Origin of the sequence: Stenotrophomonas sp. HITSZ_GD, from assembly GCF_029543105.1 — a bacterium.
Lineage (GTDB): Bacteria > Pseudomonadota > Gammaproteobacteria > Xanthomonadales > Xanthomonadaceae > Stenotrophomonas_A.
Genome location: NZ_JARQXB010000021.1, coordinates 38,183 through 50,093, shown reverse-complemented (window position 1 = coordinate 50,093; position 11,911 = coordinate 38,183). Strand labels below are relative to the sequence as shown.

General features: G+C 70.1%; 15 protein-coding genes and 1 other RNA gene. 4 read left to right on the top strand and 12 right to left on the bottom strand.

Features of this window, described 5'->3' with window-relative positions:
• Nucleotides 1-198: 198 nt before the first annotated feature.
• A complete protein-coding gene (locus tag P6166_RS15900; protein WP_277765418.1) occupies nt 199-807 on the bottom strand; it encodes an HAD-IA family hydrolase in 609 nt (202 codons plus the stop codon).
• 157 nt (nt 808-964) lie between these two features.
• Here P6166_RS15900 and azu point away from each other — a divergent pair, with 157 nt between their 5' ends.
• Entirely contained in the window at nt 965-1,417 is a 453-nt protein-coding gene (gene azu, locus P6166_RS15895; RefSeq protein WP_277765417.1) for an azurin, read from the top strand.
• 21 nt (nt 1,418-1,438) lie between these two features.
• Here azu and hemL read toward each other — a convergent pair whose 3' ends face one another.
• Nucleotides 1,439-2,731 carry a glutamate-1-semialdehyde 2,1-aminomutase gene (gene hemL, locus P6166_RS15890; RefSeq protein ID WP_277765416.1) on the bottom strand — a complete coding sequence of 431 codons (1,293 nt, stop codon included), beginning with the start codon at nt 2,729-2,731 and terminating at the stop codon, nt 1,439-1,441.
• A gap of 28 nt (nt 2,732-2,759) precedes the next feature.
• Nucleotides 2,760-3,383, bottom strand: a complete 624-nt coding sequence (gene thiE / locus P6166_RS15885) for a thiamine phosphate synthase (RefSeq protein WP_277765415.1) — start codon at nt 3,381-3,383, stop codon at nt 2,760-2,762.
• A gap of 71 nt (nt 3,384-3,454) precedes the next feature.
• Here thiE and P6166_RS15880 point away from each other — a divergent pair, with 71 nt between their 5' ends.
• Entirely contained in the window at nt 3,455-3,646 is a 192-nt protein-coding gene (locus P6166_RS15880; RefSeq protein WP_277765414.1) for a rubredoxin, read from the top strand.
• Nucleotides 3,647-3,746: 100 nt separating this feature from the next.
• Here the strand turns inward: P6166_RS15880 and P6166_RS15875 are convergent, their stop codons facing one another.
• The 9 genes from P6166_RS15875 to P6166_RS15835 all read right to left on the bottom strand — a co-directional run bounded on the left by P6166_RS15875 (nt 3,747) and on the right by P6166_RS15835 (nt 9,831).
• Nucleotides 3,747-4,592: a SirB1 family protein gene (locus P6166_RS15875; RefSeq protein ID WP_277765413.1), complete on the bottom strand. Its 846-nt coding sequence runs from the start codon at nt 4,590-4,592 to the stop codon at nt 3,747-3,749.
• 75 nt (nt 4,593-4,667) lie between these two features.
• Nucleotides 4,668-5,117: a DUF192 domain-containing protein gene (locus P6166_RS15870; RefSeq protein ID WP_277765412.1), complete on the bottom strand. Its 450-nt coding sequence runs from the start codon at nt 5,115-5,117 to the stop codon at nt 4,668-4,670.
• A 257-nt stretch (nt 5,118-5,374) separates the two neighbouring features.
• Complete coding sequence (rpiA, locus tag P6166_RS15865) at nt 5,375-6,022, bottom strand: ribose-5-phosphate isomerase RpiA (protein WP_277765411.1); 648 nt, start codon at nt 6,020-6,022, stop codon at nt 5,375-5,377.
• 37 nt (nt 6,023-6,059) lie between these two features.
• A complete protein-coding gene (locus tag P6166_RS15860) occupies nt 6,060-6,530 on the bottom strand; it encodes an EVE domain-containing protein (protein ID WP_277765410.1) in 471 nt (156 codons plus the stop codon).
• Nucleotides 6,527-7,114: a 5-formyltetrahydrofolate cyclo-ligase gene (locus P6166_RS15855; RefSeq protein ID WP_277765409.1), complete on the bottom strand. Its 588-nt coding sequence runs from the start codon at nt 7,112-7,114 to the stop codon at nt 6,527-6,529. Before P6166_RS15855 ends, P6166_RS15860 begins: the two co-directional genes overlap by 4 nt.
• 99 nt (nt 7,115-7,213) lie before the next feature.
• Nucleotides 7,214-7,398: non-coding RNA, 6S RNA (gene ssrS / locus P6166_RS15850), on the bottom strand.
• 98 nt (nt 7,399-7,496) lie between these two features.
• The gene (locus tag P6166_RS15845) at nt 7,497-7,799 is read right to left on the bottom strand and encodes a cell division protein ZapA (protein WP_277765408.1); all 303 of its coding nucleotides are present in this window, start codon (nt 7,797-7,799) and stop codon (nt 7,497-7,499) included.
• Nucleotides 7,796-8,017, bottom strand: coding sequence for a TIGR02449 family protein (locus P6166_RS15840; RefSeq protein WP_277765407.1), 222 nt, complete (start codon nt 8,015-8,017; stop codon nt 7,796-7,798). Before P6166_RS15840 ends, P6166_RS15845 begins: the two co-directional genes overlap by 4 nt.
• A gap of 32 nt (nt 8,018-8,049) precedes the next feature.
• Nucleotides 8,050-9,831 carry an EAL domain-containing protein gene (locus tag P6166_RS15835; RefSeq protein ID WP_277765406.1) on the bottom strand — a complete coding sequence of 594 codons (1,782 nt, stop codon included), beginning with the start codon at nt 9,829-9,831 and terminating at the stop codon, nt 8,050-8,052.
• A gap of 145 nt (nt 9,832-9,976) precedes the next feature.
• Between P6166_RS15835 and P6166_RS15830 the strand changes: the two genes are divergently transcribed.
• Nucleotides 9,977-10,522: a YecA family protein gene (locus P6166_RS15830; protein WP_277765405.1), complete on the top strand. Its 546-nt coding sequence runs from the start codon at nt 9,977-9,979 to the stop codon at nt 10,520-10,522.
• A gap of 10 nt (nt 10,523-10,532) precedes the next feature.
• Nucleotides 10,533-11,888 (top strand): Xaa-Pro aminopeptidase, encoded by a 1,356-nt coding sequence (pepP, locus tag P6166_RS15825; RefSeq protein WP_277765404.1) that lies wholly within the window; start codon nt 10,533-10,535, stop codon nt 11,886-11,888.
• Nucleotides 11,889-11,911 lie beyond the last annotated feature (23 nt).

Here is an 11,911-nt window from a genome sequence, read left to right as displayed (position 1 = left end):
GAACCCATCCATGGGGGCTCGTAGGCGACATCCATGTCGCCTACGGTCCCGAAAGGGCCCAGCCCCCGCAGGCCCGATAAATTTCTGCGGCGGACGAAAGGGCAAAGCACGTCGCTTCTTTTCGCCGCCCTCGCGGTGGCTGGTGGATGGGGATCGAGATTGTTGTTCCAGCGGATGGGCGTCCCTTCGTTGCGCGCCCTAGGCCAGCCCATGCCGCGACAGCACCCGCCGGAATCCGCGCGGGTCGCGCGAGGTTTCCGCCCACAATCCCGCCGCGCGCGCGCCACGGACATTCACGAACAGGTCGTCCACGAACAGCGTTCGGCGTGCCTGCGCGTCCAGCGCTGCCAACGCGCGCTCGTACACTTCGCGCTGCGGTTTGCGCCCGCCCAACTGGCCGCTGCAGAACACCGGCACCGACAAGCCCGGCACGATCCGCGTGATCGCCTGCGCCATCAGCGGCCCGTTGTTGGTCAGCACCGCCACCTGCATCCGCGCCGAGAGCCGGTGCGCGGTCTCGGCCACCTCGGCGAACGGCCGGCATGCCGCCACGCGCGCGTCGATCCACGTGGCCTCGTCCACCGGCCGGCCGAGGCCCGTGCCAAGCCGCGCCAGATACTCCGCCGTGCCGAGTTCCCCGCCGTCATAGGCGGTCTCCAGGCCCGAGACGAACAGCACGTCGTGGACATGGGTCGCCGGGCAGCCGGCATGCTCGGCCAGGTGGCGCAAACGAATGGCGCGGCTGTAGTGCGCCACCACGCCATCGAAATCGAGCAGCAAGGTGCGCAGTGGTGGGTGGGGCATCATCGGCCGATCATAAGGGGGCGAGCACGCGCTCGCGCGTTGGCCGGCCGCCTACGCTTGCGACGGATGTCATCGCCTCGCCGGGTGCTGCGACATCCGGTCGCGCCCGCGGCGGGAACGCGCTTTCTAGAATGGCGCCATCGGTTCCGGAGCACGTTGCATGAAATTCCCTCTCGCCCTCGTCCTGTGCCTCGCTGGCCTGGGCGCCGCGTCGCAGGCCTCGGCGCGCAGCTGCGCGTTCACGGTCAACAGCAACGACCAGATGCGCTTTGACACCGCGGCATTGAAGGTGGCGGCGGACTGCACCGAGGTCGTGCTGACGCTGCGCCATACCGGCACGCTGGCGGCCCGGGCAATGGGCCATAACTGGGTGCTCACGCGTTCGGCCGACATGCAGGCGGTGGCGATGGCCGGCATGCGCGCGCGCCTGGAGGACGATTACGTGCCGCCAAACGACCCGCGCGTCATCGCGCATACGAAAGTCATCGGCGGCGGCCAGGTGGCAACCGTGCGTTTCTCGACCCGGCTTTTGCAGAAAGGCGGCGCTTACAGCTTCTTCTGCTCGTTCCCGGGCCATTTCGCGCTGATGCGCGGCACGCTCAGCTTCGGCTGAGCACGCCGCAGCGCCGGCGGCTCAGCCGGCGGCCACCACCTGGAAGGCTTCGCGCGCGGCCTTCAGCGTGGCATCCAGCACCGCCGAATCGTGCGCGCTGGACACGAAGCCGGCCTCGTAGGCCGAAGGCGCCAGGAACACGCCGCGTTCGAGCATGGCGTGGAAGAAGCGGTTGAACGCGGGGATGTCGCAGGCGGTGGCCTGCGCGTAGGTCGTCACCTTCTGCGCGGTGAAGAACAGGCCGAACATCGCACCCACTTGGTTGGTGGTCACCGGCACGCCGGCTTCGCCCGCGGCCGCTTCCAGGCCTTCGCACAGGCGGGCGGTGGCGGTGGTCAGGTCGCGGTGGAAATCCGGGGCCTGCACCAGTTCCAGCATCGCCAGGCCGGCGGCCATCGCCACCGGGTTGCCGCTCAGCGTGCCGGCCTGGTAGATCGGGCCGGCCGGCGCGATCTGCGACATCAGCTCGCGCCGGCCGCCATAGGCGCCCACGGGCATGCCGCCGCCGATGATCTTGCCGAACGTGGTCAGGTCCGGGGTGATGCCGTAATGCGCTTGCGCCCCGCCCAGGGCGACGCGGAAGCCGGTCATCACCTCGTCGAAGATCAGCACCGCGCCGTGGCGCGTGCACAGCGCGCGCAGATGCTCCAGGTAGCCCGGCAGCGGCGGGATGCAGTTGGCGTTGCCGACCACCGGCTCGATGATCACCGCGGCGATCTCCCCGCCGATCTCGTCGAACAGCGCGGTCGCGCCGTCGAAATCGTTGTAGCTCAGCGTGGCGGTGAGCTCGCTCAGGCCTGCCGGCACCCCCGGCGAGGTGGGCACGCCCAGGGTGAGCATGCCGCTGCCGGCCTTCACCAGGAACGAGTCGCCGTGGCCGTGGTAGCAGCCTTCGAACTTGACGATGCGGCTGCGCCCGGTGGCGCCGCGCGCCAGGCGGATCGCCGACAAGGTGGCCTCGGTGCCCGAGTTGACCATGCGCACCATCTCGCACGAAGGCACCAGGCGGGTGATCGTTTCGGCCATCGTCACCTCCGCCGCGCACGGCGCGCCGTAGGAAAGGCCGTCGCGGATCGCGCGCTCCACCGCTTCGCGCACCGCGGGGTGGTTGTGGCCGGCGATCATCGGGCCCCAGGAACCCACGTAGTCGATGTAGCGGTTGCCGTCCACGTCGAACAGGTAGGCGCCATCGGCACGCTGTACGAAGAAGGGCTCGCCGCCGACCGAGCGGAACGCGCGCACCGGCGAATTCACCCCGCCGGGAATCAGCTGCTGGGCGCGGGAGAACAGGGCGTGCGAGCGTTCGTGGTTCATCGGGATGTCCGTGCGGGAAACAGGAAGGTCAGGCGGAGAAGCACGCGCGGTAGGCGCGCAGCGCATCGAGCGGGGCCGGCGCGGCGTAGATACCGCTGATCACCGCCAGCAGGTCGGCCCCGGCCGCCACCAGCGCCGCGCCATTGTCCGGGGTGATGCCGCCGATCGCCACCCGCGGCACCCCCAGCGTTGCGGCCTCGCTCAGCAGCGCCGGACGTGCCTGGCGCGTGTTCTGCTTGCTGGCGCTGGGAAAGAACGCGCCAAAGGCCACATAGCTGGCGCCGGCGGCCACCGCGCGCCGGGCGAGCGCGGGATCGTCGTAACAGGAAGCGCCGACGATGGCGTCGCGTCCCAGCAGCGCGCGCGCGGCGGCGATGTCGCCATCGTCCTCGCCCAGGTGCACGCCATCGGCTTCCACCACCTCGGCCAGCTTCGCATCGTCGTTGACGATGAACGGCACGCCGTGTTCGCGGCACAGCTGCGCCAGCGCGCCGGCCTGGGCCTGGCGGGTGTCGGCATCGACGGCCTTGTTGCGGTACTGCAGCCAGGCGATGCCCGGCAGCAGCGGCGTGGTGCGGGCCAGCAGCCGATGAGTGTCGGTCTCGTCGGGGGTGATGAGGTACAGGCCGCGGCGGGCAAGGCGTGGATTCATGGAGCGGCTTCCGATGGGGCGGGCGGGGTGGGACAATGCCGTTTCCCCCGATTGGCCAGCGTGATTATCCGATGAGCGATGCAACCGCGACCACCTACCGGAACTGGATGTGCGTCGTCTGCGGCTTCATCTACCGCGAAGCCGACGGCCTGCCGGAAGAGGGCATCGCCCCGGGCACGCGCTGGGAAGACATTCCCGACACCTGGACCTGCCCAGACTGCGGCGTGACCAAGGACGATTTCGAAATGATGGAGATGGACTGACGGCAAGCCGCGGGGTGCCGCGGTGCCGGTGATCGCCAGTCGCGGATGGCACCCGCTGTAGGCGCGTGAACCGGTCCGCGCGACCGCCCAAGCCCGTGGTTCAGTGCATCCGCGTGCGATCCGGGCTCAGTTCCACCAGCCGCTCGCGGATGGACGCCGCATCGCGCGCCTGCGGGTTGAGCTGGAGGTAGCGCGAGAGGTCCTGCCGCGCACCGTGCCGGTGTTCGAGTTGCAGATACGCCATGCCGCGGTCGCGCAGCGCTTCGGGCTGGTCCGGCATCAGCTTGAGGATGCGGTCGGCGCTGCGCGCGGCGCGATCCCATTGGTCGTCCTCGGCGTACACGCCGTGCAGGTTGCGCAGCATGCGCACGAGGATCGCGCGGTGCGGGGCCGGGTCGAGGATCTGCAACAGCGCGCGGTCGTCGGGCAATTCGCCGCCCAGGTGCGGGCGCGCGCGTTCGCGCAGTTCGTCCACGCCCAACGGGCGACCGCCGTTGAACGGGTCCATCACCAGCAGCCCGTCGTCGACCGGCAGGCGCACCAGGAAATGCCCCGGGAAGGACACGCCGTCCAGCGGGATGCCCAGCCGCCGCGCCACTTCCATCTGCACCATCGCCAGCGAGATCGGGTTGCCGAGGCGACGCTCGAAGACTTCGTTCAGATAGCTGTTGCGCGGATCGTAATATTCGTCGTGGTTGCCGGCGTAGCCGAGCTCGTCGAACAGGTGCCGGTTGACCGCGGCCATCTTCAGCGGCCACAGCGCGATGGCGTCCACTTCCGTGCGCAGGTGCTCGACATGGCTCTGCACGAGCGTGTCGTACAGGTCCGCATCCAGGCCCGGGTATTCGTCGCGCGCGATCAGCAGCGCGGTGGACAGCAGCGGCAGTGCGTCGTCGTCCACCTTCGCCAGGGTCGTCCAGCTTGGCAATGTCAGTCTATCCCCCATGCGCCAAAGGTTGCGGCCAAAAGCGCGGGGGTTCAAGTCCGGCAGGTCCCGACATCGGCGTCGGGCGAAGCGGATTCAGGGCGCGGTCGGGATACCCGGGCCGAAGGTGAGTTCCGCGCCGTCCTTCAGCTGCAGGCGGTTGGCCTGGCCGGCGTTGAGTTCGAGCACGTAGCGCGCCGCACCCTGGCTCGGGTAGGGCGGGCAGCCATCGCCCAGCGTGCAGGGCGGCACGTCGCGCTGCTGCGAGACCAGGCGGCGCTGGTTGTCGAAATACAGGATGTCCAGCGCGATCTTGGTGTTCTTCATCCAGTACGCCTGCGGCTCCTCGCGCTCGTGGATGAACAGCATGCCGTGGTCGGCCGGCATCTCGTCGCGGAACATCAGGCCGCGCGCGCGCGAGGCTTCGTCCTGCGCCAGCTCGACCTGGTAGCGCTGGCCCCCGAGCTCGACCCAGTGCGAGCCGGCGCTGGCACAGCCGGCCAGGGCGAAGATCGAGGCGAGGGCGAGCAAGCGGAACAGGTTCATGGCAGGCGAGGGAGTAGGAAGGGACGGCGCACCATCGGCCATGGTCGATGCGTCGTCAAGGTCTTGGTAAAGCCGCTTCCGTTCCGGTCGTCCTGATGCGCGAGGGTGCCCGGGGGCGCTGCCCTGCGGGGGGCGTGAGGCGACAGGAGGTCGCCTCACGAGCGCGGGGCCATGGAGCGCCGTTTTCGGCGTCCCCTGCAGGGCAGCGCCCCCGGGCGCCCCGCGCCCCAGAAAAGACCGCCGAAAAACGCAAGAACTCAGAGAACGACCGGCGGCTCCCCACCCACGATCACCACATCCGCCCGCCGCCGCGCGAACAACCCCACGCACACCACGCCGGGAATCTGGTTGAGCTCGCGCTCCAGCGCCACCGGGTCGGTGATGCGCAGGTGGTGGATGTCCAGCACCACGTTGCCGTTGTCGGTCACCACGCCTTCGCGCCAGGCCGGCTGCCCGCCCGTGCGCTCCAGGATCTGCCGGGCGACCAGGCTGCGCGCCATCGGGATGACCTCGATCGGCAGCGGGAACTTGCCCAGCACCGGCACCTGCTTGCTCGGGTCGATGATGCACACGAAGCGCTCGCTGGCCTCGGCGATGATCTTCTCGCGCGTCAACGCCGCTCCGCCGCCCTTGATCAGGCAGCGCGAGGGGTCGCACTCGTCGGCGCCGTCCACGTACAGCGACAAGGTGCCGGTGTGGTTGAGGTCCAGCACCTCGATGCCGTGCGCGCGCAGGCGCTGCGTGCTCTGCTCGGAGCTGGAGACCGCGCCCTTGATGCGGTGGCCGATCCGGCCCAGGGCGTCGATGAAGTAGGCCACCGTCGAACCGGTGCCCACGCCGACGATCATGCCGTCCTGGACGTACTCGATGGCCTTTTCGGCGGCCAGCCGCTTTGCTTCGGACATGTTGGGGATCTGCAACGGGGAATCGGGAGGGCGCGCCTTACTCCAGCGACAGCAGGAACTTCCACTGCGCCGCGGTGACCGGCAGGATCGACAGCCGGTTGCCGCGCGCGATCAGCGCGAAGCCTTCGCCGAGTTCCTCGGCGTGCTGCTTGATCTCCTCCAGCGGGATCGTGCGCTTGAGCTTGCGCTCGAATGCCACGTCCACCAGCAGCCAGCGCGGTTCCTCGCGCGTGGCCTTGGGGTCGTAGTAGTCGGATTTCGGGTCGAACTGGGTCGCGTCCGGGTAGGCCTCGCTGGCCACCGTGGCCAAGCCGACGATGCCCGGCACCTGGGTGTTGGAGTGGTAGAACAGCACCCCGTCGCCCACCTTCATCCCGTCGCGCATGAAGTTGCGCGCCTGGTAGTTGCGCACCCCGTTCCACGGCTCGGTGCCGACGCGCTGCAGGTCGTCGATGGAGAAGGCGTCCGGTTCGGACTTCATCAGCCAGTAGCGCTTGCGTGCGGTCATGCGGGAACGGTCTGGATCAGGTGGGTGGCGAGTTCGGTGCAGATCGCGTCGAGCGGGACGTCCCAGTCGGCGACCGCCAGCGCGGCCACTTCCTGCACCCCGAAGCCGACACCGACCAGCCAGGGCGGTGCCGCCTGGCGCTGACGGAAAGCGAAGCTGCGATCATACCAGCCGCCTCCCATGCCCAGCCGGCCGCCGCGCGCGTCGAAGCCGACCAGCGGCGCGACGACCAGGTCGATTGCCTCGGCCGGCAGCGCCTGTGCCGGGTCGATGTCCGGCTCGGGGATGCCGTAGCGGTTCTGCTTGAGCGGCTCGCCGGCGCGCCAGGGCGCGAAGCGCAGTACCTGGCCGTGCAGTACGGGCAGGCAATAGCGCACCTGCGGCGGCAGGCTCAACTGCCAGCGATGCAGGCCGATCTCGCCATCCATCGCCCAGTAGCCGGCGACGAAGCCGCTGCGCGGGGCGAAGGGCAGCGCGAGCAGGCGCTCGGCGAGCGCGTCGGCGGCGGCGATGCGGGTGGCCGCGGGCAGTGCGCGGCGGCGGTCGCGCAGTTCACGGCGCAGGGCGTCGCGGTCGTCCGTCATGCGGGTCCAGTCGGGGCAGGGAAGGCGCGGCGGGGCGCGCGGGCAACGCCGCAAAAAACAGGAGCGGCGCCCTTGCGGGAGCCGCTCCTGCGGAATATTGCATTCTCCGCGGTGACGATGCATGCGAAACGACCTTGAACCCGAGGTTCAAGTGGGAACGCTGGGAAACCATCGGGCTTTCCGCTACGAGGCGGACATGCACACCCGGCGTCGTCGCGCCCCCGGTGTCGTTATTAAGGGACAAGGCGAATGTTTGCACACGCCGTCGTTCACAGCAGAGAACGCAGCGCCATTATAGCCAGCGCCGCGCGCCCCGCCAGTCCATCGGCGCGCAAACGGTTGCCCGGGGATTCATTGTTGCGATGGGAATGCGTATTCCGCTTCAACGCGGTGTATCGGACACGCCGTCCAGGCGGCGGTTGAGCTCGCCGAGCGTGCGCGCCAGCTCGCGTTGCTGGCGTGCCTGTTCCTCGCGCAGCTGCTGCAGCTCGTGCGCCAGGTTCAAGGCCGACAGCACGGCCAGCCGGTCCAGCGCGACCATGCGGTTGCTGCCGCGGATTTCGCGCATGCGCGCGTCGAGCAGGCGGGCGGCGGCGGCGAGGCTGTCGCGCTCCTCGGCGGTGACGCCCACGGTGTACTCGCGGTCCAGGATGCGGACGCTGACCGGTTCGGTGCCTTGGCTCACGTGTGCTGCTCCAGCGACTTGAGGCGGGCGATCATCGCTTCCACGCGCGAACGTGCCTGCTCGTTCTTGGTCAGCAGCTGCGCGCGCTCGGCGATCAGCTGCTCCTGCTGGTGGCGCAGGCTGCGGTTCTCATCGGCCAGGCGCTGTGCGCGTTCGACCAGCCCCTCGACCCGGGCGGCGAGCGCGCGCAATTCGGCGAGGGGATCGGTCGGTTCCATCGGCCAAGACTAGGGGGCGGCTCGCGCGGCGGTCAAGGCACGGCCAGCAGCGGGGTACGCACCCCGGCCTGCGGCTGCAGCAGGGCGCGGCAGGCCGCCGCGTCGCGGCCCGGCGCCACCAGGTAGCCCTGGATCTCGTCGCAATGGTGGGCCTGCAGGAAATCGCGCTGGCGGGTGTACTCCACCCCTTCGGCCACCACCAGCAGGCCCAGCGCGTGGCCCATCGCGATGATCGCCGCCACGATCGGCCCGCCCCCCTGGGCCAGGTCGGTGACGAACGGCTGGCCGATCTTCAGCGTGGTCACCGGTAGCTGGCGCAGGTAGGCCAGCGAGGAATAGCCGGTGCCGAAGTCGTCGATGGCGATGCCCACGCCCAGCTCGCGCAGTTCGCGCAGCAGGGCGATGCCGCGCTCGCCTTCGGCCAGCATCGCCGTCTCGGTGAGTTCCAGTTCCAGGCAGCCCGCCGGCAGGTCGTGCGCGGTCAGCAGGTCGGCCACCTCCAGCGCGAAGATGGGCTGGCGCAACTGCCAGGCCGACACGTTGACCGACATGCGCAGCTCGGTGATGCCTTCCTCGCGCCACTGTGCCAGCGTGGCGCAGGCCTGGCGCAGCACCCAACTGCCGATCTCCGGCATCACGCCGATCTGCTCGGCGATGGGGATGAATTCCTCCGGCGACACGTTGCCGAACCCATCGTCGTGCCAGCGCAGCAACGCCTCGACCGCCGCCATGCGCCCGCTGCGCAGCGATAGCCGCGGCTGGAACACCAGGTGGAAGCAGCGGTCCATTTCGGTGGAACGCAGCGCGTTGGCGATGCGCGCGCGGCGGTGGCTGGCGCGGTCGAGCATGGCCGAATATGCGCGCCACGTGCGGCGGCCGGCAGCCTTGGCGCGGCGGGTCGCGCTCTCGGCGTGGGCCAGCAATTCGCTGGGCAGCCGGCCGTGCGCCGGCGCCTCGGCGATGCCCATCGACAGCGAGACGATGGTGGTGTGGTCATCGCCCAGCAGCAGCGGCTCGGCAAAGGCGCGCAGGATGTCCTCGGCCAGCTGCTCGGCCTGGCGCGTGGCGTCGGCGGCGTTGATCACCACGGCGAACTCGTCGCCGCCCAGGCGGGCCAGCACGCCGCGCTGGCCGATGATCGCCGCCAGCCGCTCGGCGGTGGCGCGCAGCGCTTGGTCGCCGGCGCGGTGGCCGAGCCAGTCGTTGATATGCCCCAGGTGGTCGATGTCCATGGCCAGCAGGGCGACGGTGCGGCTTTCGCGGCGCGCCTCCACCAGCGCGTGCGCCAGGTGTTCGGCCAGGCGGGCGCGCAGCGGCAGCCCGGTGAGGGTGTCGTAGTTGGCCAGGTAGCGCAGCTCGCGCTCGGCGCGGCGCGATTCGCCGATATCGCGCAGGCACAGCAGGCTACGCGCCGGCCCGGGGGCCGAGAGTGCCTGGCGGGTTACCCGGCACGGGACGAGCCGGCCATCGGCGCGGCGCAGCCAGATTTCGTCCTCGCCTACCGGCTCGGGGGCCTCCTCGCTGCCCGCCTGCAGGCCGGAGAAGGTGCGCCGGCGCAGTTCGGCTTCCTCGTGCCAGCCGCCCAGGCGCAGGAAGGCCGGGTTGGCGTCCAGCACGCAATCGTGCTCGTCCAGCAGCAGGACCGCTTCCTCGATCATCCGCAGCGCCTGCGGCGCGGCGCCGTCCAGGCGCTGGTCGCGGTGCGCCAGGCGGGTACGCCAGAACGCGGCGGCGGTGGCCGCCGAGGCCAGGCCTGCGGCAATGACCGCGAAGGGACGTTGGAGCAGCAGGGCGGCGGAACTGGCGAGCGGCATGGAAGGCAGTGCGACGGGTGATGCGCGAGTGTCGCCCGCGCGGCGCGAACCGACAAGACAATCCCACCGGATTGCTACACTTGGACACCCGATGTCGCATGCTGCGCGGCCTCGGCATGCCCCACGTGTGCGGAAACCGAAACAGATGAGCGAATTGCCGGACGTCCTGGCGGTCCAGGAAGAGAGCCAGCGACTGGGCCTGGCCGCCAGTGCGGCCGAGCTGCACGGTGGCCTGTGCGGCTGGCTGGCCGCCGGGGGCGAGGACGTGCCCGCCTGGCCGGCCCGCGTGCTGGCCGACGACAGCCTGCCCGCGCCGGCACCCGGCGGCGCGCTGGACCAGCTGCGCACGGTGAGCGCGCGCGAGCTGGGCGATCGCGACTTCGCCTTCGAGTTGCTGCTGGCCGAGGACGGCGCGCCGCTGGCCGCGCGCGCCGATGCGCTGTTCGAATGGTGCCGTGCCTTCCTGGGCGGATTCGGGCTGGCGGCACGCACCCGCCCGCAGTTGTCGGAAGAAGGCGAGGAGGCGCTACAGGACCTGGCGCGCCTGGCGCAGGCCTCCAGCAGCGACTTCGACAGCGCCGACGAGGATGAAAGCGCGCTGGCGGAGATCGAGGAATTCGTGCGCGTGGCGGCCTTGCTGCTGCATGGCGATTGCGTGCTCGGGCCGCGCTACCGCCAACGCCTGAACTGAAGGGCGCCGCATGAAGCGCCTGACCGGGATCAGCGCCGCCGAGTACGCGCGCCGCCGCCGCCAGCTGATGCAGATGGCCGGCGACCAGGCGATCCTCGTGCTGCCGGCCGCGCCCGAGCGCGTGCGCAGCCACGATACGCACTACCCGTACCGGCAGGATTCGGATTTCTGGTACCTGTGCGGTTTTCCCGAGCCCGACGCGGTGCTGGTGCTGATTCCCGGCCGCCGCCATGGCGAGGTGATCCTGTTCTGCCGCGAGCGCGACGCCGAGCGCGAAGCCTGGGATGGTCCCCGTGCCGGGCAGGAAGGCGCCGTGGACGACTACGGCATGGACGATGCGTACCCGATCGAAGACCTCGATGACATCCTGCCCGGCCTGCTCGAAGGCCGCTCGCGCGTGTACTACCACTTCGGGCGCGACGCCGATTTCGACCTCAAGCTGATCGGCTGGGTGAACCGCGTGCGTTCGCAGGTGCGCTACGGCGCGCAGCCGCCGCACGAGTTCCTGGAGCTGGGCCACCTGCTGCATGAGCAGCGCCTGTTCAAGTCGCGCGACGAGATCGCGCTGATGCAGCGCGCGGCCGACCTGAGCGTGCGTGCCCACCGTGCCGCGATGCGCGCCGCGCGGCCCGGCATCCACGAGTACGAACTGCAGGCGGATGTCGAACGCGAGTTCCGCGCCGGCGATGCCTGGCCGGCGTACGGCACCATCGTGGGCGCCGGCGCGAACGCCTGCGTGCTGCATTACCGCGACAACAGCGCGCGCAGCCGCGACGGCGACCTGGTGTTGATCGATGCCGGCGCCGAGTACCGCGGCTATGCCAGCGACATCACCCGCACCTTCCCGGTCAACGGGCGCTTCACCCGCGAGCAGCGCGCGCTGCACGACCTGGTCGGGCATGCGCAGGCCGCCGCGCTGGCGCAGGCGCGCCCCGGGGTGGCCTACGAAGCCGGGCACCTGGCGGCGGTGGAAGTGCTGACCGAAGGCTTGCTGCGGCTCGGCCTGTTGAAGGGCAAGTTGCAGACCAACATCGACGAAGGCCTGTACCGGCGTTTCTACCGGCACAAGACCGGCCACTGGCTCGGCCTGGACGTGCATGACGTGGGCGAATATCGCCTGGGCGGCGAATCGCGACTGCTCGAACCCGGCATGGTGTTCACCCTGGAGCCGGGCCTGTATGTCGCCCCGGACGACGACACGGTGGAGGCGAAGTGGCGCGGCATCGGCATCCGCACCGAGGACGATGTGCTGATCACCGCCGAAGGCCATCAGGTACTGACGGGCGAACTGGAACGCAGCGCCGACGAAATCGAAGCCTTCATGGCCACCGCGAAACAAGACCCCACCAGCCCCCCGCTCATCTGATAGCGCAAAGCCTCTTCGTGAGG

Excerpts from the sequence above, each read along its gene's own strand:
- P6166_RS15880 (WP_277765414.1), top strand. The coding sequence starts at position 3,455 with ATGAGCGATGCAACCGCGACCACCTACCGGAACTGGATGTGCGTCGTC.
- P6166_RS15830 (WP_277765405.1), top strand. The coding sequence starts at position 9,977 with ATGAGCGAATTGCCGGACGTCCTGGCGGTCCAGGAAGAGAGCCAGCGA.
- P6166_RS15875 (WP_277765413.1), bottom strand. The coding sequence starts at position 4,592 with ATGGGGGATAGACTGACATTGCCAAGCTGGACGACCCTGGCGAAGGTG.
- pepP (WP_277765404.1), top strand. The coding sequence starts at position 10,533 with ATGAAGCGCCTGACCGGGATCAGCGCCGCCGAGTACGCGCGCCGCCGC.
- P6166_RS15840 (WP_277765407.1), bottom strand. The coding sequence starts at position 8,017 with ATGGAACCGACCGATCCCCTCGCCGAATTGCGCGCGCTCGCCGCCCGG.
- thiE (WP_277765415.1), bottom strand. The coding sequence starts at position 3,383 with ATGAATCCACGCCTTGCCCGCCGCGGCCTGTACCTCATCACCCCCGAC.
- P6166_RS15855 (WP_277765409.1), bottom strand. The coding sequence starts at position 7,114 with ATGACGGACGACCGCGACGCCCTGCGCCGTGAACTGCGCGACCGCCGC.
- azu (WP_277765417.1), top strand. The coding sequence starts at position 965 with ATGAAATTCCCTCTCGCCCTCGTCCTGTGCCTCGCTGGCCTGGGCGCC.
- hemL (WP_277765416.1), bottom strand. The coding sequence starts at position 2,731 with ATGAACCACGAACGCTCGCACGCCCTGTTCTCCCGCGCCCAGCAGCTG.
- P6166_RS15835 (WP_277765406.1), bottom strand. The coding sequence starts at position 9,831 with ATGCCGCTCGCCAGTTCCGCCGCCCTGCTGCTCCAACGTCCCTTCGCG.
- P6166_RS15870 (WP_277765412.1), bottom strand. The coding sequence starts at position 5,117 with ATGAACCTGTTCCGCTTGCTCGCCCTCGCCTCGATCTTCGCCCTGGCC.
- P6166_RS15900 (WP_277765418.1), bottom strand. The coding sequence starts at position 807 with ATGATGCCCCACCCACCACTGCGCACCTTGCTGCTCGATTTCGATGGC.
- P6166_RS15860 (WP_277765410.1), bottom strand. The coding sequence starts at position 6,530 with ATGACCGCACGCAAGCGCTACTGGCTGATGAAGTCCGAACCGGACGCC.
- rpiA (WP_277765411.1), bottom strand. The coding sequence starts at position 6,022 with ATGTCCGAAGCAAAGCGGCTGGCCGCCGAAAAGGCCATCGAGTACGTC.